We start from the raw sequence: 22,313 nt of genomic DNA, 5'->3' as shown, positions 1-22,313 counted from the left end.
CTATTAATCACAAACTTAAAAGTTGCTTTCAATATTGAAAGCAACACATTTAGTATCCAACCTTAAACAAGTCACAAATTATAATTTGTGACTTGTTTAATTACCCACGTTCAATAGAAGATTTGTTTTGCAGGCATCGTTGTATCTTCAGAGACAGCATATGGATTTTCATTAGGTTTTATAATTATAAACGTTCTACCATATCCACTGTGAGCTAATTTATTGCAAAGACCTTCTACCATAAAACCCCATAACTCCAGCTGCTATTCCCATTATAGATAATCCAAGTTTTTTCTTTATTTTAATGCTTCTTTTTCAAATATTCTCTTTTTTATTTCATAACTCATAAAAAAATACTTTTCTGCTTTTTCTATATTACCTACCTTATGAAACTCTAATGCCAGACTTTCGGTATATTCGTGAATATACTCCGATAAATTTTTTCTTTCAAAGTAAGAAAAACCTTCAAGAATAATTTTTTCTATTTTTTCTACCTCTAAATGCTGACAAAATCCCTTTAGAATTAAAAAGTGATATCTATATTCATCATTTTTTAATTCCTCACAAACCTTCAATCCACTTTCAATTAATTCCTTCGCTTTTTCTATTTCACCTAATTTATAATATTCTCTTGCCTCTAAAAAGATTGCCTTATAATGAGTAGGCATTTTTTTAGAAACCTCAGATAAGTGTCTAATTGCTAAAACTGAAAGATTTTGACTCGCATACAATAAACCTAAATTATGTCTGATTCTTAATACTAACATTTCAGCATCATTTTTTTGTAAAATGTTTATTGCTGACGCAATATATTCCTCACCTTTATCATGCTGCTTTAATTCCGAAAAAGATAATCCTAATATATTTTCGCACAGCGCTATGTTCACTTCATACCCTGCTTGTTTAACAAAGATATCTCTTGCCTTTGAAGCGTATTCAATAGCTGAATATGCGTAATGCAAGTGGTATTTTAATATAGCAACTCTATAATTAAACTCTGCATATTCAATTTCATCTGAAATATGCTCTAATAACCCTTCAGCTTTTTCAAAATAGTTGCTAGCTTCACTATAATTAGTAAGAATTGTATAATGAATGGCTTTGAATAAATAATAATAATAATTAGAATATTCATCATTCGGTTTAGGCAATGCATCTATTTTATCAAAAGCTTTTTTCAAATTACCTAAACCATCTATTAGCACTTTATATCGAAATTCTAACAGATAATAGTGAAATGAAACCTTTACATCTGATTCGATAATATAAAGCTTTTTATCGATCTCTTCTTTTAATTTTTTTGCTTCACTTATACGTTGAGCTCTAATATCTCGATACCAATCATTCAGCATCTTATTAATTAATTCATTGCCAGTGATTTGTATATTCATCAAATCCACTCTCCTTCTTTTAATTATCATAAAAATAACATAATTCGATTATTTGTATCTATCTATATATATATTTCTCAACAATTGAACAAAATTCATTCACTGAATTTTGTTCAATATTTTAATAGACCCGCTGTAAATATGAATACTTTTTCTTATAACCTCTGAATATGAGTATCCTTAAAATCCGTCTCATATTTCAATCCATATCCAAACATTCGATCCATTCCAATATGTGCTGTCCATATTAAGCCAATCATTATAACGGTATCTATCTTAAAATAGACACCTATTAGAACAATTAATATGGATATGATATATGTGTGACATACATTATATATTTTCGCACCAACGTGATTATTAATCCCATATGCTAACATTGATAGATCCGGCGCTAAAAGGAATACAAAAAATATAATCCAACTAAACTCATATATCGAATACATATAAATCGCGGCTAAAAATACAACCATTCCTTCAAAATGTACAATACGTTTTTGCATTATTTATCATTCCTATTTTTCTATATTTATTAATACATTTTCATCGCTAAAAGTATTCTTTTCATTTTTTGCATTTTTTGACCAGATGGTTGCTAATATTGGCCCTGCAATGTTATGCCATACTGCTGCTAATACACTTGGGAGTGCAGCCGCCGGTCCAAAATGCGCTGTCGCCAGTGCAACACCTAAACCTGAATTTTGCATTCCTACTTCTATTGAAATAGCCCTTCTTGTCCCTTCGTCTAGTCCAAGTACGAACGCAGTTATATATCCGAGCAAAAAACCGAAAGCATTATGGAGCATCACCGCAATAAAGATAAGAAGTCCTGAAGAAGTAACGCTACTTACATTTGCTGAAACAACTGCAGAAACAATTATGATAATTGCTACAACTGATATTAAAGGAATAACAGTCATTCCTTTATTAACGATATGAGGGAAAAACTTTTTCACTACTAGTCCTAAAATAATAGGCACAATAATGACTTGTACGATAGAAAGAAACATGGACATAGCATTTACTGGCATCCATTGCCCTGCAAGTAATAGTAGAATGAGCGGTGTAGCAATTGGTGCTAGTAACGTTGATACTGAAGTCATTGCAATAGACAACGCTAAGTTCCCTTTTGCTAAATAAACCATAACATTTGATGCAGTGCCACCCGGTACTGAACCGAGCAACACTAACCCAGCTGCTAATTCCGCTGGCAGATTCATAACGTAGGCTAGTACGTATGCGACAAGTGGCATAATAATAAACTGAGCACATACACCGATAATAACTGCTAATGGTTTTGTAGCTATGATTTTGAAATCAACAGCCTTCAATGTTAATCCCATCCCAAACATGACAACCCCAAGTAAAATCGTTATGTAACTAGTTAACCCGAGAAATGGCGCGGGAATGAAATATGCAATAGCTGCAATACAAATAACCCAAAATGCAAAATACTTTCCAGCTATATTACTTATCGCTTCTAGTACTTTCACCCGATCAGCCCCTATCTTTTAATTGAAACACCTTATTCGGATTCAAAATATTTTGCAGATCAAGAGCTTTCTTTATTTTCTCCATTACACATAATGCCGCCCCATGTTCTTCTTCTTGATACTTTCGTTTTCCGATTCCAACGCCATGTTCTCCTGTACATGTTCCTCCTCGTTTAAGAGCATACAGAACGATACTTTCGTTTATTTCGTCTGCCTTCTTTACTTCCTCTTTATCATTTGTGTCAATCATTAAGAGTACATGGAAATTCCCATCTCCAACATGACCTAGAATACCGCCAATAAGCCCTACTTTATCTAATACCTCTTTCGCATGTTGAATCGCGCCAGCTAATTCCGAAATTGGCACACATACGTCTGTACTCATTAGCTTTTTACCAGGATAACTATGCACGTAAGAGTACGCTAAGTTATGCCTTGCATCCCACAGTTTATTTCTTGCTGCTGTTTCCGTCTCAAACGCAATTTCTTTACATTTATGATCAAGAACGATTTCTTTCGTAAATTCAATATCTTGCTTTAACCCTGCTTCATTGCCGTGAAACTCTAAAAATAGTGTCGGTTCTTCTCTGTAACTTGTTTCATTGTAATGATTTACTTGTTTCATAGATAATTCATCAACGAGTTCAATTCTCGCGATTGGAATACCTGCTTGTAATATGTTAATTACAGCTTCTACTGCATCATTTATAGTTGGAAACGATGCCCTCGCAGCCATAACATGTTCTGGTATACCGTATACTTTTAAAGTTAACTCCGTGAAACATCCAAGTGTTCCTTCTGATCCTACGAAAATACCATTTAAATGATAACCTGATGATGACTTCGCCGCTAAATTCCCGGTATGTATTACCCCTCCATCCGCAAGAACGACTTCTAAATCTCGAACTTGATCACGCATTACACCATACTTTACTGCTGTCGTTCCGCTCGCGTTTGTAGCAGCCATTCCTCCTAACGTTGCATCAGCTCCTGGGTCTACACTAAAAAATAATCCATACTTTTTCAATTCTTTATTAAGCTGAGAGCGCGTCACCCCTGGCTGTACTCTCACAAGAAAATCCTTTTCTCTTATTTCAAGTATTTTGTTCATAAGAGAAAAGTCCATTGTAATTCCTTTTTCGTAAGGAATTACATGTCCCTCTAAACTGGACCCTACTCCAAATGGAACGACAGCTGTTCCGTGCTGAATCGCTATTTTCATTATCGCGCTAACTTCTTCGGTCGTTTTTGGAAAAACAACTACATCAGGTAAACTACTAGTATGATAAGATTCATCTTTACTATGTAACTCTCGTACTGTCATATTTATTACTACTCGATCTTCAGGAAGTATGCCTTTTAATTCATTTACTACATGTTCAATTGTTATTTCCATAATCAACTCTCCTTTTTAATTTTAAAACAAGTATACCATCTTTATACAAAATAATTAGAAAAATAAGATTATTAAACCTGAACATACAAAAAAGAACCTGCAGCACACGCTACAAGTTCTTTTTCACTACATTTTAAACGATTTCTTTATTAACAACATAAACCAAATTAAAGTAACTGCCATCAACGAATGAGAAAATCCTACAATATAAGTTAACCCTTTAAAGTCAGCTCCATTTAACTGAAGAAGCCCTCTCGCTGCTAGCGAACCTAACATTAATGTTAATGCAATGTTATGTAAAACAAACCACTTATTAAACCCTTGCACTTCATGAAACGCGAATACTTTTGCTAATCCTAAAGCAATTAAAAAGAAGAAAAAGCCAAGTACAAGTGTATGTGTATGCAAAAGATTTAACAAAGTAGATCCTAAAATCCCTTTATACTTACCATACTCCCTAGCGAAAATCCCTGATAATAAACCGATAATCAAATACGTAAACGATGCATTATATAATTTCTTCATTATGTACCTCCTTGAGTAGAATGTGTAGTGTGTCATATTTAGTAATAATGATAGTTATATAGTAAAAACTCCTAGTCACCTAGGAGTCATTGTATAAGCACCTCACTCTTTACAATCAATCCTAATTATAAAATATCTCTCTATACAAAACAAACGAACTTTATGTGAACAAACAAAGCCCCATTAAAATATGTTGCACTTTTGTTTTACACAATCCATACTAATTGTTATAACTTTTTAAAGGTGGTGTAATCATTGATAGTTCTTAAAACAGAACGTCTTAACCTTCGTTGGTTTGATATAAAAGACGCTCCTTTTATTCTTGAGTTAGTAAACGATCCTGCATGGATTCAGTTTATCGGTGACAAAGGAGTTAGAAACTTAGAAGATGCAAAAAATTATATTGTAAACGGTCCCATCGATATGTATAACAAACTCGGATTTGGCCTTTACTTAGTAGAACGAAAAGAAGATCTCACTCCACTTGGTATGTGTGGCCTTATTAAAAGAGATTCATTAGAAGACGTTGATATCGGATTTGCCTTTTTAGAAACATTCCGTTCAAAAGGATATGGCTACGAGTCAGCTTCTGCAATAATCGAATACGGTGTACAAAAGCTCGGCATGAATCGAATTGTAGCAATTACTTCTATAGATAACATCGCCTCAGGAAAGCTTTTAGAAAAAGTAGGATTACGATTTGAGAAGATTATTTCAGGGTCTGGAGAAGATTTAAAATTATTTGGGTATAACGCATAGTAAAGAAGGTCGCCGTGAATGGCGACCTTCTTTACTATTGTAATAATATTTTCCTACACATTGAGATTGCTTGTTGTATAAGGAAGCCTTTCTTTTTTCCATGCAAGAAATCCTCCCTTTAAATTCACTACTTCCTTTATACCAGCTCTTTGTAAAATACTAGCTGCTATAGCGGAACGTAATCCGGTTCGACATTGCAAAACTATTGGACAATCTTTCGGTATATAATCTAGTTGTTCAAATAGATTACCTAAAGTGATATGTATTGCATCATGAAGGTGTCCTTCCTCCCACTCTTTTTTACTACGCACATCGATAACCTTAACGCTTCCACCTTTTATATGCGGATATAATTCAATCGATGTTTTTTCTTTGTAACTTTCAAATCTATCAAGTCTTTGTATTACTTTTAAGGGTGCAAAAGCAATAATATTATCTAACCCAATAGATTCAAATTCTCTAATAATTGCCTCCACTTTAATCTTTTCCTCATCTAGAATTATTAACGTTTCTGTTTTATAATCTAATAACCATCCACACCAAGTTGTGAAAGAATTGTTATAAGGTATGTTAATTGACTTCTCGATATGACCTGCAGCAAAACTCTCTACATCCCTTATATCAACTATTTGATGAACGCTCTTCAAAATTTCTTGAAGTTCTTCTACTGTATTAATAGCATTACTTTTTCTCTTCTTACGAATTGGCGGACCATACTTATTTAAATTCTTCATTAATGAAAAATACTTTGGAGGCTCTGGCTGTCCCGTCAATAAAGTTGATATAAAATCACTTTCTTCATTACACTGAAATGCCCAATTGAACATCTTTTCATAACCTAATGTAGAAGTTGGAATTGCTCCTAACGCTTTTCCACATGCGCTTCCCGCACCATGTGATGGCCATATTTGCAAATAATCAGGAAGTATTTTTATTTTTTGTATAGAATCAAATAATTGTTTCGCTCCTATTTTTGCAGTATCTTTCATACCGACTGCAGTTTCTAATAAATCCGGTCTTCCTATATCTCCTACAAATATAAAATCACCTGTGAATATCCCTATCGGTTTATCATTCGTATAATTATTTTGACTTGTATCAGTCACTAAAAAAGAAATACTTTCAGGCGTATGCCCTGGGGTGTGAATTACATTAAATTTTATATGACCTACTTTAAACTCTGTGCCCTCTCTAACCAATTTGTATCGACCTTCATTAAGATATTGATATTTCCAATCACAATCTCCTTCATCAGATACATATAAATTTGCATGATAAAGATTGGAAAGTTCTCTAGACCCAGAAAGAAAATCAGCATGAATATGAGTCTCAGCCGCAGCAATTACTTCCATTCCCTCTTTCTTAGCAAATTCTATATATTGTTCTATATAGCGACCTGGATCAATTACAATTGCTACGCCTTCCTTCTGACAACCGACTAAATAGGAAGCATGTGCTAATTTTTCATCATAAAAATATTTTAAAAGCATAGCTATTCCCTCCAAATAGGTATTTCAAATTGCTTTTCAATTTTTATAACCACTTTCTATCTTCCCCTATAGGATCCCTTTCAACATAAAATTCCAATACATATATGGCAACATAAATCTTTTAAGTAAAAACATACTATACCTTTCTTTCGCTTGATTAAACGGAAACGTTTCTTGAGGCTCATGTTTATAGTTAAATTCAGCGAGTATAAGACTTTTATATCCTGTAATAATTGGACAAGATGTATACCCATCATATTTAGCCTGCAAATCTCTTCCACTAAGTACGTCCATAATATTTTGTTTTAAGACAGGTATTTGTTTTCGAATTGCCGCTCCAGTTTTAGAAGTAGGTAAATTAGTACAATCTCCAAGTCCGAAAATATTTTTATACTTTACATGCTGCAAAGTATAAGGGTTTATATCTACCCATCCCTGATAATCACTTATTTCACTCTCTTTAATAAAATTTGGTGGCCCCATTGGTGGAACAACATGTATCATACTATATGGTATGGTTTCTCTTTTCAGCGTTTGCGTATCTTCAAAAATTGCTTCTCTCTTTTCGGCGATAATTTCTACTAAGTTTTTATTATAATTCGTTATAATTTGCTTTCTTTCTAGTACTTGTTCTAAAGTATTTGCATATCGTGGAACCTGAAATATGTCAGTGTTTGCAGAATAAAACATTACTTCACTTCTGTTTCTTACACCACTATTACAAAAATACTCCTCTGCTAAATACATAATTTTTTGTGGAGCACCACCGCATTTAATAGGAGTATTAGGGTGGGTAAAAAGCGCATTTCCTCCTTTAAATTTTTCGATTTCTCTCCAAGTAGAATCAACATATGTATAAGAATAATTGCTACATACCCCATTAGTCCCAATAGATTCTTTTAAGCCCTTAATACCTTCCCAATTTATTTGTATACCAGCTGCTACAATAAGAATTTCATACTCAAGCAGCAGTCCGTCATCTAACAGTATCTTATTTTCATCCGGAAATAACTTAACAACACTTTTAGGGATCCACGTTGCCCCTTTTGGAATAAGCGATTCTTGATCACGCATTGTACTTTCCTTTGAAACAATTCCTCCCCCCACTAAACTCCATAGTGGCTGAAAATAATGTTTTTTTGACGGATCAATAATCGCTATACTTTCTTTCAATAGGGGGATATTTCTTAATAAATGTGCAGTAGAAGATAGTCCTGCAGTCCCAGCACCAACGACAATAATTTTATAACTATCTCTGGTCTTCATTATCCTCTTCCTATCTAAATTTAATTTTTAAATTAACTAATTTGTGGCCGTATTTTCATCGTAGTAAAATTATTATACGTTAAAAACATCACATTTTTATCTTATTAAAATGAAAATTCTGTTAATTTTACCATCAACATTACTTTATGCGTAAATTCCTTATGTTACTTCTTTAATTTGTTTCAAACACTACAAACTTTATATTTTTCAATATTATACTGTATTCTAGCTACATTTAATTACATCACATGCCAATAGACATTGGATTATAAGTCACTTGAAACAAACTACATAGAAACATCCAGTGTCCACATATACAATAATAGGATGGTTTTATATTAATTAATCACTTATATAATTTTTCCTTACAGTTTATCCTTGTCTCAATACTCTCTCAAAGTATCCTTTGTCACTTATAAGAACCGGAATATTCAATTTAGCAACGCGAAAAGTTTGTTTTCAAATATTTTTGTTTATATAAATTTACAAATGAAATTATGGTTATTTAGTTTATATGTATGCAAATCCATCCTGTTGAGCTATTACTCTTTTAAAAACCTCATATGTATTATTTTTATTTAATTTTGTTTACACCCTTAAAAAAAACGAGCATATGATAGTATATACTAATCCGAAAGCCCTATAGTCTACTTTCTAAGAGCACTGATTTGTGTTCTTTTTTTAATGAAGATTATGTTCAATTTTTGTTACATTATTAAAACTTCCATTTGTTACTCTGAAAAATTCCTCACTTTATAATTCCTATTCACAGTATTTTGACCTTGGAATAGCTAATTACTATATCATAGAATATCTTTTTCATTAAACCTTCTGACCATATTGTATTTATTAAACCTTTGTATTGTAGGATTTAATAGTTATCTCATTGATCATAAAGAGATAAAACCAGAAAGTGATTTCTATTAGTCCAAGCACTTCATGTTACTCCCACATACACTATAAAATGTTTGGACTTTATTACTTCAATTAAAATTTAAAGTTAGGAGGATTTATTATGGCAGATTGTACAGGTTTAGCTTGTTTTCTATTCTCTTCGTGGCCAACGGGAACAGTTGTTACAATTACTACTAGATCAGGTCAAATTATTGGACCTGCTACTTTTTCACTGTTCTTTCCGAATATATGTGCAGTAGTATTGGAAGAAGAAGATGTGATAACCCCTTCATCTACCAATACTACATTCATAAGTTGTGAAGATATAGAAAGTGTTACTTTAACCACTCTTTAAAATGATTCATATTTTTCTAGCTTAATCCATATTTAAGACATTCTAATGAATGTCTTTTTTCATGAAAAATCTAATCAGTATCCCCTGAGATGTAACATTCTATTGACCTATTATTTCAATAAATTGCTTTAATTTAAATTTTTTCTCTTCTAAAGGTTACTTGTCTACACATCGTTCTACAAAACTTCATATGATATAGTATATTGTTTAAAGGAGGAATAAATTTGTTCTTATGCAATTTATTTGGTTGTTCAGGTGGAGTATGTAGTATTTTTAAAAATTTACAGCCAGGCGAAGTCGTTACTGTGACTGGTAAATCTGGGAATATTATTGGACCTGCTATTTTTACAAATTTTAACCCTAATACTTGTATCGTCACATTAGAAGAGGAAAATTCAGTTACTCCTCCTACTACAAGTATTACTAAAATTAGTTGTAAAGAAATAGAAAGTGTTACGTTTATCTCATAATATATTTTAAACCTAAAGCAGGGGTTGAAATATGAAACTCTTATACATTACTTCTGGTTACTCAAAAATTTATCAATATCTAGATCAAAGCATACAAGGAACACTTATAGATCAAAATTTCGAATGGTTAGCGATACAACCGAGTGAATTAATACAACAATTGGATTTCATTACAACAACTTTTCATCCCGATATTGTATTCACCTTATTAGGTAATCATCTACCACAAAAAGCAATTCAATATTTTAAAAAATGGAACATTAAATTAGCTGTCTGGTTAACTGAGGATCCATTTTATATAGATACTTCTCTTCTTCTATTAAATAACTTTGATTTTATATTTACTATTGATAGCGAAGCACTTAAATATTACACAGCTTTAGGATATACCAATGTATATCACTTACCATTAGCAACTAATATAGACGTATTTAAACCTAGTCTAAAAAATATAAAATATAAAAGTGAAGTATTATTCATTGGCTATCCTTATCCAAACCGAGTAAAATTAATACATTTCCTTTTAGAAAATACCCCCTATCACTATACTATTATTGGCCGACATTGGAGAAATAAGTTATTAAAAAAATGGAAAAATCACCGAAGAATTAAAATTATAGAAGAATGGATTCCACCTCAAGAAGTTGCGCTCTATTATAACAACGCTAGTCTTATTTTAAATCCTCATCGTAGTCATCTATTTCCACAAAATAAAAATAAAAATAAAGTAAAAAATAATACTATTAATAATCGTACGTTTGATATTGCCGCTTGCCAAGGCTTTCAAATTATTGAAGAAAAGTCTGATCTTTTATCGTTCTTCAATAAAGATGAAATTATATCCTATAACAGCTTTGAAGACTGTTTAAATAAAGTATCTCTTTATTTGGATGACACGATTTCAAAAAGATTAATGGTTGAAAAAATTCATACAAAAGTGATAACACAGCATACTTTTCATAAGAGAATCCACTTTATAACAACTATTTTACAGTCACAGCTTTATTAAAATAGAAATCCCCTTGTGCATATAGATGCACAAGGGGATTTCTTCAAATTAATCTATAACATATTCTTAACTTTTATTTCACTTGAAACATGTATTTTTTATAATTTTTATGCACCGATAAGATAAGCCCGATCATTATCATATTTGAAAACAGTGAACTTCCTCCATATGATAAAAAAGGAAGTGCAATTCCTTTTACTGGCATTATACCAATATTTTCGAAGATTCGAAGTGTTAGAACACTAATTGCCCCGCACATAGTAATGTACCAAACAGATTCTCTGCTGAATATGCAATTATAGTTACTCGATATATAAGAAGTAACAAGACCAATACAACGAGAGCCGCTATTATAAATCCACCTTCTTCAGCGATGGTAGCAAAAATAAAATCAGTATGCTTTTCAGGAATATATACACTTCCTTGACCAAATCCTTTTCCATGTAATTCGCCACTTCCAACAGCTAAAAGAGATTGTTGCGTTTGATACCCTTGATCTGTATTTTCAGCTGGATTCAGCCAACCTATAATGCGTGATTGTTGGTGAGGTTTTAACCTAGTAACTAATTCTTTAAAGAAAAAATCTGGATATCTTACGTATGTAAATATTAATGTAGATAGTAGAGTTACCGGAATGAATGTACAAAATGCAATTAATTTCTTTTGAATCCCTGATATGAATAAATACAATAGATGCTGCGTATAAGAACACCATCCCTGTATCTGGCTGGCTATATACCAGAGCAATAGGAGGAATTGAGACTAACATAATTTTTCCAACCAACAGGAAATCAGTTTTATATGTCCGAATCATATATTTAGCGTTATGATTCATTACTAAATTTGCGACAAATATAATTAGTGCAATTTTGAAAAACTCCGATGGTTGAATTTGAACAATAACAGGAAATTGAAACCATCTTTTTGCTCCCAATTTAACGGGAGTAAATGTTGATTCTGGTAGTATTTTTAATATAACAATTGATGCAAATCCAATAATATACATTGGACAAGATAAATTTTGCCATTGATCCCACTCAATACTTGCAACTAATATTAACAGTACAAAACCAATTAAATAGTTCCTACCTTGCTGAAATGCAAAGTTTGTGCTTCCATACTGGCCAGTTTGTTAACTACTATTTTATGTTTCATCGTCACATTATAATGAAATAGTCATATATTTTCTTGAATTTTAAAAACCTAATTCACTTTTCAATATCTCATTTCTTCCTTAAAGAGGTCTTTTTATAGATGCTCTTCTTAAGTTTTTCAGCATAAAACTAAACATTCCGTCAATACTAAAGATAGGCGAAAGCCAGAACTCATTTAAACGTCCCTGTAGTTCTTCTCTTTTCTTTATTAAGCAGCTAGCTTTCACTAGCTGCTCTTTTATTTACATATATCATAAGGATTTGAATATATTATGTTTGAAAGTACGCTGTTTTATCAAAAGGTGATCCGGTGACAATTTCTTTTTTATTTCTACAAAATAAATTTTTTACTAGATACCTTTTCGTATAATATATGCAAGCTTGTTAACACTATAAATGTAACTTTAGGTTACATATCTATTACTTTCAGGGCCTAATTTTCTTTTGTGCAACAAGTGTTTAGCTAGCTTCGCTGGCCACTTTGTTGTACCGAATGAACTTTTTATTTCTCAACACCTAACATATGGTATCGATATTCCAATAATGGTAATATGAAGGTACCTTCAGTTGTTAAATATTATGCCCTTTTTAAAGGCCCTGTTTTTAAACAGGGCCTTTAAAATTTATTCTCTACTTAAATAGTATTTTTGTTATAAATCTTTCTATAAACACTCTCATTTCCTCGATATCAAATTAAATCCCATGAAACAGGCGTCCCTTTTTCGATATCCTTATTCGCTTTTTTCCCAATAATTTTGGATATGTGTTTTGGTAATAAGCCATTCCCTGGTCTAATAGCTTTAACATTTTTATTTGTAAAGAATTCTCCCGCTTTTATGTTTTCTACTACATATAATGATCTTCTAAATTTTAAAGAATCTTTTTCTATATCAGTCGGTCCATAATATACATTCCCCAAAGATTCCCATGCTTTTTCAGTTTCGCTTACTAATAATTTAAATTCAGCTGGTTCCATTGAAAATTTAGCGTCAACTCCTCCATCCAACCTCGAGAGCGTTAAATGTTTCTCAATTACTGTGGCCCCAAAGGCAACACTCGCTACAGATACTCCTACACCCAGTGTATGATCAGATAAACCCACCTGACATTTAAATAACTCTTTCATATGAGGTATGGTAACTATATTTGTAGATTTTGGAGACGCAGGATACGTACTCGTACATTTTAATAGAATTAGTTCTTTACACCCTTCTTCTCTCGCAGCCCTTACTGTTTCATCTAGTTCGGCAATTGAAGCCATACCTGTCGAAATAATTATTGGTTTTCCTGTTGCGGCTACTTTACGTATGAGGGGGATATCAGTATTTTCAAAAGATGCAATTTTATAACATGAAACATTTAATGTCTCTAGAAAGTCTACAGCTGTTTCATCAAAAGGCGTACTAAATGGTATCATCCCTAACTCTATACAGCGATCAAAAATTGGTTTATGCCACTCCCATGGTGTATATGCTTCTTTGTATAAATGATAAAGTGATTTGCCTTTCCATAAACTTTTCGTATCGTGAATTGAAAAATCACCATTTTCTATATTTAAAGTCATTGTATCTGGTGTATATGTTTGAATTTTAAATCCTTGTGCCCCGGCCTCCGCAGCTGCCTCTACAATTTTCAACGCTCTATCTAATGATTGATTATGATTTCCTGACATTTCTGCAATAATAAATGGTGGCAAACTATTGCCAATCTCTCTACCTCCGATATATACATTACTCATTTTTTTCACCTTCAAGTTCTATTTTTATAGCTTCTTTTCTTTCCTCCCATTGTTCACGGGACAAGGTCATTGTAATGACATCTATATAATCATTGTCCCTATAAATATAATCTTCATATCTTCCATCTTCTTGGAAACCAAGTTTCTGATGAAAATTTAAACTAATACAGTTTGATTCTATTATTTCTGCATATACTTTGTGTATGTCTTTAATTTCAAAAATAAAATTTAATGCTAATAAACCTAATACAGTTCCGGCACGTCTTACACTTTGTTTTTCACCTATATAAAATCCCCAATAACAAGTTCGATTCATTTCATCTATTTTTGTAAAATTAACAAATCCAATTGGTTTTTCTTTATATATTAATATTCTTGCAACCTTTGTTTCATCCATTACGAGTTTTTCATACCACTTTAAATGTTCGTCTATTGTTATTTGATGATCTTCATACATAACTGAACGTATTTCTTTTGCATTCCGCCAATTTAAAATAAGTTCTAAATCTTTCTTTTCTAACCTTTCCAATTGAAAATCCTCAATATCTAACATACTATCCTCCTAAAATATTTTTTGCTATTTCATTTGAATTACTGGCACACTGTATAGAAAGAGCTTTATTAGACATTTCTTTCACTATTTTAGAATTTGATAAAAGTTTGTTTAGACATTCCATAATTGCTTTATCCGAAACACTTTCAGCTGTACCAATATTCCATGTAGCTCCAACCTTTGCTACAGCCTTGGTTACTTCAATTTGATTTTGTGCAGTTGTAATTGTAATAGAAGGTAATCCAAGAAAGCAGCGTTCCCATGTGGTTGTTCCTCCAGCTCCTATCCCTAAATCCGCTCGTACGAGAAGCTCTTCCATATTTTCTATTTGACAATAATATGAAGCGTTAGAAACACTCTTACAATAAGTTTGAATCTCCTCTTTATGCGGATTTTGGCTTCCTACCACAACATCTATTTTTAAGTTATCTTGATTTATATTTTGTAAGGCTCTTAATGTTTTTAATGTTTCATTTGTTACATCATGCCCACCAAAAAAAATAAAAATCCTCTCAATTTCTCCTGTTCTTTTTCGTGAAAATTTCTTAGCAGCATGAAACTCTGGCCGTAATATAGCATATTTAGGCCCCAATTTTACTAATGAGTGCTCTGGTATTAAATCTTTATAGCGATCATTAGGGTTATCGTATAAATTTTGGTCTAGTAACAAATCACAGTCGTGCATTCGATTTGCAAGATCATCGATTACCATGATTTTCCTTACAGTTTTTCTTAAAGCAGACTCCCACCTATTATCTAATCCATAATGATCAACGATTAACCAATCACACTTGGGAAGTTGCGACAAAATATCATTGGTCTGCTGTGCATCAACAAACCAATGATATTTGAGCCAATTTAAATAACTCCCGTGTTCTGAACTTAAGAAATTTGTATTTTCACCATCTCCATCTAATACAAACACACAAAATCCCTTATTTAAAATATATTGATGTAAATCACCTTCTAGCTTACGACAAATGAAATATACTTGAGCACCTTTATTCCGTAACTCGTGGGCCAGTGTTAAACAACGCATAATATGACCGGTACCTATTTCAATAGATGCGTCGGCGCGAAAGGCAATTTTTTTCTCAAGCAAGATACTCCCTCCTCACTAAAAGCACTACAATTTATTAATTTATAATATCGTTTCTCTATTTAACTCATCTACTAATGATTGTTGATTTGCCCATTTCAATTTTACATGACTATTAATTTCAATAAGTTCAGGGTTTCGAAGGATGTAATCTTTTATTTGATGAAAGAATAAAGGTTTAGATTTTACATTCAGACCTTTATAAAGTTCATTGAACATATCTAAATCCGGTTGTTCATCTAATGTTAACCTCCAAGTAGGGTAACAAAATGGTTGAGGAAGTTTCACTATATTGATACGAAATAAATGTGGATTATTAATAAAATAAAATGGAAGGTATTCTGCATAGGTTAAAGGTTTTGGGGTTTGTAGTAGTCGTTCAATTGCCTCTAATGTAAAAATATCGCCTGCTGTTCCGACAGGTAACGTACTTAACTCTGCCTGTGTATAATCTGCACCACTTTTCAAATGTTCATCTAGTAAAAAATTATTAATTTCTGGTGACACAGCTGGGCAATCTCCTGTAATCCGCATGACAATGTTTGCATTTTCTTGTTTTGCAGCTTGGAACATGCGATCAGCGGTATTTTCTGGATCACCTCTAAAAATCTTAACCTTTCCATCTAAATTAAATTTTTCCAAAGGGTCATCTTGTGCAATATCTGAAGTAGCAAGTATGACCTGATGTTTTCCTGGAATAGCTAATGTATTTATAAGACATCGTTCAATGGAAGAAACTCCGTGTATTGGCAATATGGCTTTTAAAGGTAACCTAGTAGATTTTAAGCGGCAAAGTACAATTATTACTACCTTAGGAGGTTCAATAACCTCTTTTGTTAATGGGGTACCTGCAGACAAATTATATACAGCTACCTGAGGTAATAATTCCTCTGCTTCAAGCTTGTTCAGCGCATTTTCTACAACATTTAACTCCATTGTTACTTTATTAGCTGTAATAATCTCTCCTTTTTTAATGTCAACTTTTGTAACTGCTCTTAACAATTTCTGATTTTGCAATTTTATTAACCCCCCTTTCATTTAATTTTTAGCAACACTATAAAACAAAAGAACTTTTCTCACAGCTTGTATTACATCCCACACATCAGCTTCTGTCATTTTAGGAAATAGAGGCAGCGTAATAATTTCCTCATATACGTTTTCTGCTTGCGGACAAATACCTTTTTCATAACCTAATTTTTGATAAAACGGTTGTAAATGTACGGGTATATAGTGCACATTCACACCGATATTTTCTCTTTGTAACGCTTCGTAAAATTCTTTTCGATTACATTTTAATAACTTAGTATTTAAACGAATAATATAAAGGTGCCAGCTCGAACTGGTTTGAGGCAATTGCTTTGGTATGATGATTTCAGATAAACAACTAAATTCTTTACTATAGATGTCTACATATTTCTTTCGAATCTTAATAAAAGAGTCTAATTTACTTAACTGTGATAAACCAAGAGCAGCTTGTATATCCGTAATTCTATAGTTGTAACCTAAGAATTGCATTTCATAATACCAAGGTCCATGATTTTCAAGAAGTTTTTTGGGGTTCCTTTCAATTCCATGTGTACGGAATTGAACAAGTTTTTCATAAAAAAGAGGATTATTTGTGGTAATTACTCCGCCCTCTCCGGTAGTAATATGTTTCACCGGATGAAAGCTAAACATTGTCATATCACCAATTGAACCAATCTTTTTATTTTTATAAGTGGCTCCTAATGCGTGGGCTGCATCTTCAATGATAATCAAATTATTTTTTTTTGCTATTTTTTGTATTGCTTCTAACTCTACAGGCTGTCCAGTAAAGTGTACGGGAATAATGGCTTTTGTTTTGTTTGTAATCTTTTCCTCTATAGATTTAGGACTAATGTTATATGTTTCATTGTCAATATCGGCGAATACCGGCTTTGCACCCTGGTATAAGATACAATTTGCACTTGCTACAAATGTCATTGGAGTTGTAATTACTTCATCTCCCTCAGTTATGCCAGCTGCATAGCAGGCAGCATGCAATGCAGCTGTACCATTTGAAAAGGAAACAGCGTATTTTGCTCCCACATATTTCGCTATAGCCTCCTCAAATTGTTGAACCATAGGTCCTGTTGTTAAAAAATCCCCTTTTAATACGTCTACAACAGCCTGAATGTCATATTCATCAATTTGTTGCTGACCATATGGTAAATAAGTTTTTCTAACAGGCTTTCCTCCATGAATACCGAGAATCCCCCTTACCATTACTCTTTCTCCTTAGGGTTAATTTTTAAAGATTTAATCCACTCTTCTGTTTTAATAACTCCATCTTCTAAAGAAACTTTCGGTTCCCAGTTTAATATTGTTTTTGCTTTTTCATAGTTACATAATAATTTTTGGATTTCACTTTGCGGATGGATATGAGTTACATGTTGAATACTTACTTTATTTCCCGAAATCAATTCTGCTAATTTATTAATGGATATATCTTGTCCTGTTCCAGCGTTGATAATATGACCATTTGCTTTTACAGAGTATCCTGCTGCCACAACAAAATCTGCACAATCTTCAACGTATAAAAGGTCTCTCGTTTGTTTTCCATCCCCATATATATTCAATGGTACATTATCTAATTTATTATTTATAAAAATGGCAACAACCCCACCTTCCCCACCTGTTTTCTGGAATGGACCATACGTATTAAATGGACGAATAACCACTACAGGTAGCTTATAAGCATAATAGTAAGATAAAACCATGTTTTCAGCAGCAATTTTTGATCCAGCATATGGAGAAGCTGGTTTAATCGGGTCTAATTCTGATATTCCTTGTATATTAGTAGCTTTATCATATACCATACAAGTACTCATAAAGACCATTTTGACGTCATACTTAAGACATTGTTCTAACAAATTAAAAGTACCTATTGTATCATTTTCAAAAGTTGATCTAGCATCATCTATACTATCTTGAACATTGATACTCGCTGCTAAATGATAACAAAGATCAAATGAATTATTTTTAAATAATTCAGCAACTAATTTTTTATCTTTAATATCTCCTTGAATGCATTGCTTTAAATTTAGATCGTGTGCAAACTCGGTGATATTTGCAGTAGTTGAATTTGCTAAGTTGTCTAATATCCATACTTCATGCTTATCCTGCAATAATCTCTTTACAACCCACCTACCAATAAAACCTGCACCACCAGTTACTAATATTTTCATAGTTTCTCCCCTCCTGTTAATAGTTGCTGGTTTAATATTAAATTTCTAAGCTCTTCTTTTGAAATCGCATTTTGATGATCAGAACGGTAAAACCCAACCTTCGCCCTTTTTGCATTTTCATATTGAGTTCCCTTTTTTAAGGGGCTAGGAATGATAAACATATCTGGTAATTCAAAAGCCTGTAAAGATTCATCATGCGTCATAAGTTCTTCATACATTTTTTCACCAGGTTTTAACCCAATTTCTTCAATTTTTATATTCTCCTTGGGCAACCCATATAACTTTGTAACTTCTTCTATCATCACTTCACTTAAATCTTTTAATAAAATAACTGGCATTTTTAATATAAAAGTTTCACCACCCTTTGCTATTTTCATTGCTTCAATTGTTAACATAGTTGCTTGGTTCAGTGTCATCATAAATCTACTCATACTAAGATCCGTTACAGTTATTTTTTGGTTTTCTTTAATTTGATTTTCAAATAAAGGAATGACAGAGCCTCTTGATCCCATCACATTTCCGAAGCGAACACTTGTAAATGTCGTTTCACTTGAACCTTTTGAATATTCCGCTGACGTAATCAATCTTTCAGCAGTCAATTTTGTTGCACCGTAATTATTTGTTGGTGAAATCGCTTTATCAGAACTTGTAAAAACTACCTTTTTTACTTTCTGAGCAATTGCCGCTTTTATTACATTTTGTGTTCCAAAAATATTGGTCAAAACTGCTTCAAACGGATTATATTCACAAAACGAAACATGCTTCATCGCGGCCACATGAAATACATAATCAATATTTTCCATCGCACTAAATACTCGATCATAATTACGAATATCCCCAATTAAATAACGAATATTTCGATTTTTATCCCTAAATTCTTCTTGTAATAAAAATTGATTGTATTCACTTCTACTAAAAACTCTTACCACTTTTGGCTTTTCCTGTAGAACATTAAAAAGAATGCTTTTTCCAATTGTTCCTGTTCCACCAATAATTAAAACATTTTTATCTTTAAAAAACATGAAAATATATACCTCCTCATATTAAAAAATAATTTTAGCAAAAAAACTCTCTTCAACTTGTTTGTAATTCCATAGGCAATCCATTTGTTGAGAGATAAACTAGTTTGCCGGATATAGAAACATACGTTTCTATTGCAAGTTTAAAATACATATTAATCATTGAAAACTGAGGATATAATCTTTTACTTCAAATATTTATAAATGGTGACGATTTTAATCTTTTTCAATTTGAATTAAATTTATTAATCTTTTTGTGCATGCTTCTTGCGGATAGTTTTCATTAATAAATTTTCTTCTTAATTCTTTTGCTAAATTTGATTGTAAAGGATTATTTAGAACCTTTTTAATCGTGCTAGTCATATCCTCCATAGAATGATTTACAAGCCAATCTAATGTATCGTAATATTTATAATCCCTTTCCTCTAATAAAGATTTATAAACAACTACAGGTATATCTAATAACATTGCCTCTAATCCCACTGTTGAATTTGAGATAACCACAAGATTTGCATGTAAAATAACATCATATATGTTTATTTCATTTGTTATATATTTAACATTAGGATATAAGTTACTTAACTTAATATATTCTCCCACTAAATTACGCCCTTTTTCCCAAGGATGTGGTTTTATAATAACCGTAATATTTTTGTCTTCCACTAACTTTTCTGTCAATTCAGTATAAAATGAAGTTTTAAATGGCTGGGTTGCAATAAAAACCACTTTTGTAGAGGGGTCTATTTTTAATTTATTAAAAAGATTCTTTTTATCCATATATACTCTATCAAAGATCTCATCATATCTGGGGTGCCCTAGTATTTCGATTTGAGATTCACTGACCCCTTTTTGAAGGTACCAATCTTCTTCATATTTCCCATATACGACCTGTTTTGTTGCGAAAACCGGAAAGTATGCTTCTTCCCCCATTACTGCACCATGCTGCAGACAATAACTCGGTATACCCTCACTACTAGAAAGAAAAGTAAGAGCTCTACTTGTTATATCTTCCGTAGTACCGACAATCACACCAGAAATATCTTGTTCTTTAAAAATAAAATGAGCCATATTAAGTTTCTCAATCATGATAGGAAGGTCGCTTAGTAATTTTTTTTGAAAAAAGAGGTTTGAAAATAGTGGGTGCTTATTAAACTTTAAAAAGATTTCTTTAGCTTTTTCTATAAAAACATGTGCGGTATTAGCAGATTTATTTATATAATCTGGTGCACAAACTGTAGGAAGACCATAGAGTTCGGTCTTTTTTGATCTAGTTAATATCTTTGTTTGATTTGGATTAAAGTGAGTAAAGTTACTTACTGAAAAACGGAGATAATCTGAATTTAGGAGGATTGCTCCATTTTGGTTTTTTCTTTTTATTTTTGATTGAAATACAGACATTATTTTTTCAAACTCTAACTGTAACTGTGTTTCTGCTATTGGCTCAATTGACAATTGCTTGTAAAAATTATTATCTTTCATTTTATTTTTTATATCTTCATCTAAATATTGATAAAAATTACTCAGTAATGGTAAAGGAATATTATAATGCTTTAACCTTGAAAAAATATTTATATACTCTAAATTTAATAGCCAGTAATTTTTCAAATAAATGTCACTCAATTTTTCACCCTCTTTTTCTTCTTAAGTCTTCCCTTAATTCTTTGCATGTTCTTTGTGGTGGTAATAATTGCACAAATTCATTTTTTTCTTCTGCAAATAACTGCGCATGTATTGAATGGGGAGTAATATAATTGATATCTAAAATTTCATCTAAGGGATAAAAATCCCAATAGTGATTTAATCTCCAAAAGAAGCGTGCATCTCCTATCCGGTAAAACTGAGGATCTTCATCCCAATAAGAATTCCACCTTTTTTCAAGAATTGGTAAAACAGATGCTCTATGCATAATAGAACAATGATCAATTGTACATGGAGCATTATTCGTAATTTTTTTTGCAGGTCTCTCAACCGTTTTAATAGGCATCTCTGTTTCATCTATATGAATCGTTTTTGATGCAGAATAAATAATTTGAACATCTTTATTCTCATCAAGATAACTAGACATCTTTTTAAGACGTTCTTCTTCATATTGATTATCATCTGTAATATAAGTTATATATTCTCCTTTAGCATGCTTAAGTGCCTCATTAATTAAAGCGGCATATCTTACTTTTTTTGTCCTTTCAGAAATATGAGCTACATTACTTTTATAAAAATGTACATTTTCATTATTTATGAATGGTTGAATCACCTTCTGGGTCATTTCATCTGAATCATCATCCATTATAAAAAGCTCGAAATCTTGAAAGGTTTGGTTTAATACACTTAATATAGATTTTTCAACAAACGCAGGCTTATTGTAACTTGTCATTATAACTGAAATTTTAGGCAAATCTCTCTCTCCTCCTTATCAATAAATACAAAAACAGTTACGTTATTATATAAATAGAAAGGACAAACCGTTCCGATAATTTTAAAAAAGGTTTCTTTATCTAT

Annotated in this window: 21 protein-coding genes and 1 pseudogene; 4 read left to right on the top strand and 18 right to left on the bottom strand. The window is 32.0% G+C overall.

Features of this window, described 5'->3' with window-relative positions:
• Window positions 1-110: 110 nt before the first annotated feature.
• From MHI28_RS29920 to MHI28_RS29895, 6 genes are all read right to left on the bottom strand, one after another.
• Window positions 111-242, bottom strand: a complete 132-nt coding sequence (locus MHI28_RS29920) for a hypothetical protein (RefSeq protein ID WP_000229166.1) — start codon at window positions 240-242, stop codon at window positions 111-113.
• Window positions 243-296: 54 nt separating this feature from the next.
• Window positions 297-1,391 (bottom strand): response regulator aspartate phosphatase, encoded by a 1,095-nt coding sequence (locus tag MHI28_RS29915; RefSeq protein ID WP_001025501.1) that lies wholly within the window; start codon window positions 1,389-1,391, stop codon window positions 297-299.
• 155 nt (window positions 1,392-1,546) lie between these two features.
• Window positions 1,547-1,894 (bottom strand): DUF4260 domain-containing protein, encoded by a 348-nt coding sequence (locus tag MHI28_RS29910; RefSeq protein WP_001172057.1) that lies wholly within the window; start codon window positions 1,892-1,894, stop codon window positions 1,547-1,549.
• 12 nt (window positions 1,895-1,906) lie between these two features.
• Window positions 1,907-2,884 carry a bile acid:sodium symporter family protein gene (locus MHI28_RS29905; RefSeq protein WP_000865817.1) on the bottom strand — a complete coding sequence of 326 codons (978 nt, stop codon included), beginning with the start codon at window positions 2,882-2,884 and terminating at the stop codon, window positions 1,907-1,909.
• 4 nt (window positions 2,885-2,888) lie between these two features.
• Complete coding sequence (locus tag MHI28_RS29900) at window positions 2,889-4,280, bottom strand: FAD-binding oxidoreductase (RefSeq protein ID WP_000406575.1); 1,392 nt, start codon at window positions 4,278-4,280, stop codon at window positions 2,889-2,891.
• A gap of 126 nt (window positions 4,281-4,406) precedes the next feature.
• A complete protein-coding gene (locus MHI28_RS29895) occupies window positions 4,407-4,805 on the bottom strand; it encodes a DUF2871 family protein (RefSeq protein ID WP_000737896.1) in 399 nt (132 codons plus the stop codon).
• Between the two features lie 255 nt (window positions 4,806-5,060).
• Between MHI28_RS29895 and MHI28_RS29890 the strand changes: the two genes are divergently transcribed.
• Window positions 5,061-5,564 (top strand): GNAT family N-acetyltransferase, encoded by a 504-nt coding sequence (locus MHI28_RS29890; protein ID WP_000636433.1) that lies wholly within the window; start codon window positions 5,061-5,063, stop codon window positions 5,562-5,564.
• Between the two features lie 53 nt (window positions 5,565-5,617).
• On the opposite strand, the gene MHI28_RS29885 is transcribed toward MHI28_RS29890, so the two are convergent.
• Complete coding sequence (locus tag MHI28_RS29885) at window positions 5,618-7,054, bottom strand: MBL fold metallo-hydrolase (RefSeq protein WP_000925300.1); 1,437 nt, start codon at window positions 7,052-7,054, stop codon at window positions 5,618-5,620.
• A 66-nt stretch (window positions 7,055-7,120) separates the two neighbouring features.
• Entirely contained in the window at window positions 7,121-8,320 is a 1,200-nt protein-coding gene (locus MHI28_RS29880; RefSeq protein ID WP_000857326.1) for an FAD/NAD(P)-binding oxidoreductase, read from the bottom strand.
• 1,015 nt (window positions 8,321-9,335) lie between these two features.
• Between MHI28_RS29880 and MHI28_RS29875 the strand changes: the two genes are divergently transcribed.
• From MHI28_RS29875 to MHI28_RS29865, 3 genes are all read left to right on the top strand, one after another.
• Complete coding sequence (locus MHI28_RS29875; protein WP_000752669.1) at window positions 9,336-9,569, top strand: hypothetical protein; 234 nt, start codon at window positions 9,336-9,338, stop codon at window positions 9,567-9,569.
• A 224-nt stretch (window positions 9,570-9,793) separates the two neighbouring features.
• Complete coding sequence (locus MHI28_RS29870) at window positions 9,794-10,039, top strand: hypothetical protein (protein ID WP_000477970.1); 246 nt, start codon at window positions 9,794-9,796, stop codon at window positions 10,037-10,039.
• 31 nt (window positions 10,040-10,070) lie between these two features.
• Window positions 10,071-11,048: a CgeB family protein gene (locus MHI28_RS29865; RefSeq protein WP_000772272.1), complete on the top strand. Its 978-nt coding sequence runs from the start codon at window positions 10,071-10,073 to the stop codon at window positions 11,046-11,048.
• Window positions 11,049-11,121: 73 nt separating this feature from the next.
• Here MHI28_RS29865 and MHI28_RS29860 read toward each other — a convergent pair.
• The 10 genes and pseudogenes from MHI28_RS29860 to MHI28_RS29815 all read right to left on the bottom strand — a co-directional run.
• A pseudogene (locus tag MHI28_RS29860) lies at window positions 11,122-12,180 on the bottom strand (FtsW/RodA/SpoVE family cell cycle protein); the annotation flags it as partial.
• Window positions 12,181-12,890: 710 nt separating this feature from the next.
• Entirely contained in the window at window positions 12,891-13,940 is a 1,050-nt protein-coding gene (gene pseI, locus MHI28_RS29855; RefSeq protein ID WP_000073382.1) for a pseudaminic acid synthase, read from the bottom strand.
• Window positions 13,933-14,493 carry a UDP-4-amino-4,6-dideoxy-N-acetyl-beta-L-altrosamine N-acetyltransferase gene (gene pseH / locus MHI28_RS29850; RefSeq protein WP_000884084.1) on the bottom strand — a complete coding sequence of 187 codons (561 nt, stop codon included), beginning with the start codon at window positions 14,491-14,493 and terminating at the stop codon, window positions 13,933-13,935. Before pseH ends, pseI begins: the two co-directional genes overlap by 8 nt.
• A 1-nt stretch (window position 14,494) precedes the next feature.
• Window positions 14,495-15,595 (bottom strand): UDP-2,4-diacetamido-2,4,6-trideoxy-beta-L-altropyranose hydrolase, encoded by a 1,101-nt coding sequence (gene pseG, locus MHI28_RS29845; RefSeq protein WP_000890380.1) that lies wholly within the window; start codon window positions 15,593-15,595, stop codon window positions 14,495-14,497.
• A gap of 39 nt (window positions 15,596-15,634) precedes the next feature.
• Window positions 15,635-16,630 (bottom strand): cytidylyltransferase domain-containing protein, encoded by a 996-nt coding sequence (locus tag MHI28_RS29840; RefSeq protein WP_043311326.1) that lies wholly within the window; start codon window positions 16,628-16,630, stop codon window positions 15,635-15,637.
• Window positions 16,631-17,836, bottom strand: coding sequence for a UDP-4-amino-4,6-dideoxy-N-acetyl-beta-L-altrosamine transaminase (gene pseC, locus MHI28_RS29835; protein WP_000251478.1), 1,206 nt, complete (start codon window positions 17,834-17,836; stop codon window positions 16,631-16,633).
• The gene (locus MHI28_RS29830; RefSeq protein WP_000699375.1) at window positions 17,836-18,798 is read right to left on the bottom strand and encodes a dTDP-glucose 4,6-dehydratase; all 963 of its coding nucleotides are present in this window, start codon (window positions 18,796-18,798) and stop codon (window positions 17,836-17,838) included. Before MHI28_RS29830 ends, pseC begins: the two co-directional genes overlap by 1 nt.
• On the bottom strand, window positions 18,795-19,820 hold the full coding sequence (locus MHI28_RS29825; RefSeq protein WP_340828418.1) for an SDR family NAD(P)-dependent oxidoreductase: 1,026 nt from the start codon (window positions 19,818-19,820) through the stop codon (window positions 18,795-18,797). Before MHI28_RS29825 ends, MHI28_RS29830 begins: the two co-directional genes overlap by 4 nt.
• A gap of 213 nt (window positions 19,821-20,033) precedes the next feature.
• Window positions 20,034-21,437, bottom strand: a complete 1,404-nt coding sequence (locus tag MHI28_RS29820) for a CDP-glycerol glycerophosphotransferase family protein (RefSeq protein WP_001280558.1) — start codon at window positions 21,435-21,437, stop codon at window positions 20,034-20,036.
• Window positions 21,438-21,441: 4 nt separating this feature from the next.
• Complete coding sequence (locus MHI28_RS29815) at window positions 21,442-22,209, bottom strand: glycosyltransferase family 2 protein (protein WP_001124407.1); 768 nt, start codon at window positions 22,207-22,209, stop codon at window positions 21,442-21,444.
• Window positions 22,210-22,313: the final 104 nt, after the last annotated feature.

Origin of the sequence: Bacillus sp. FSL K6-0268 (genome assembly GCF_038005425.1) — a bacterium.
GTDB classification, from domain to species: domain Bacteria; phylum Bacillota; class Bacilli; order Bacillales; family Bacillaceae_G; genus Bacillus_A; species Bacillus_A thuringiensis_S.
The sequence above is the reverse complement of the archived record's forward strand: the minus strand, read 5'-3'. Positions and strand labels throughout refer to the sequence as shown.

What these genes read in the sequence shown, in the direction of transcription:
- MHI28_RS29920 (WP_000229166.1), bottom strand. Translation starts at nt 242, where the DNA reads ATGGTAGAAGGTCTTTGCAATAAATTAGCTCACAGTGGATATGGTAGA.
- MHI28_RS29915 (WP_001025501.1), bottom strand. Translation starts at nt 1,391, where the DNA reads ATGAATATACAAATCACTGGCAATGAATTAATTAATAAGATGCTGAAT.
- MHI28_RS29910 (WP_001172057.1), bottom strand. Translation starts at nt 1,894, where the DNA reads ATGCAAAAACGTATTGTACATTTTGAAGGAATGGTTGTATTTTTAGCC.
- MHI28_RS29900 (WP_000406575.1), bottom strand. Translation starts at nt 4,280, where the DNA reads ATGGAAATAACAATTGAACATGTAGTAAATGAATTAAAAGGCATACTT.
- MHI28_RS29895 (WP_000737896.1), bottom strand. Translation starts at nt 4,805, where the DNA reads ATGAAGAAATTATATAATGCATCGTTTACGTATTTGATTATCGGTTTA.
- MHI28_RS29885 (WP_000925300.1), bottom strand. Translation starts at nt 7,054, where the DNA reads ATGCTTTTAAAATATTTTTATGATGAAAAATTAGCACATGCTTCCTAT.
- MHI28_RS29880 (WP_000857326.1), bottom strand. Translation starts at nt 8,320, where the DNA reads ATGAAGACCAGAGATAGTTATAAAATTATTGTCGTTGGTGCTGGGACT.
- MHI28_RS29875 (WP_000752669.1), top strand. Translation starts at nt 9,336, where the DNA reads ATGGCAGATTGTACAGGTTTAGCTTGTTTTCTATTCTCTTCGTGGCCA.
- MHI28_RS29865 (WP_000772272.1), top strand. Translation starts at nt 10,071, where the DNA reads ATGAAACTCTTATACATTACTTCTGGTTACTCAAAAATTTATCAATAT.
- pseI (WP_000073382.1), bottom strand. Translation starts at nt 13,940, where the DNA reads ATGAGTAATGTATATATCGGAGGTAGAGAGATTGGCAATAGTTTGCCA.
- pseH (WP_000884084.1), bottom strand. Translation starts at nt 14,493, where the DNA reads ATGTTAGATATTGAGGATTTTCAATTGGAAAGGTTAGAAAAGAAAGAT.
- MHI28_RS29840 (WP_043311326.1), bottom strand. Translation starts at nt 16,630, where the DNA reads ATGAAAGGGGGGTTAATAAAATTGCAAAATCAGAAATTGTTAAGAGCA.
- pseC (WP_000251478.1), bottom strand. Translation starts at nt 17,836, where the DNA reads ATGGTAAGGGGGATTCTCGGTATTCATGGAGGAAAGCCTGTTAGAAAA.
- MHI28_RS29830 (WP_000699375.1), bottom strand. Translation starts at nt 18,798, where the DNA reads ATGAAAATATTAGTAACTGGTGGTGCAGGTTTTATTGGTAGGTGGGTT.
- MHI28_RS29825 (WP_340828418.1), bottom strand. Translation starts at nt 19,820, where the DNA reads ATGTTTTTTAAAGATAAAAATGTTTTAATTATTGGTGGAACAGGAACA.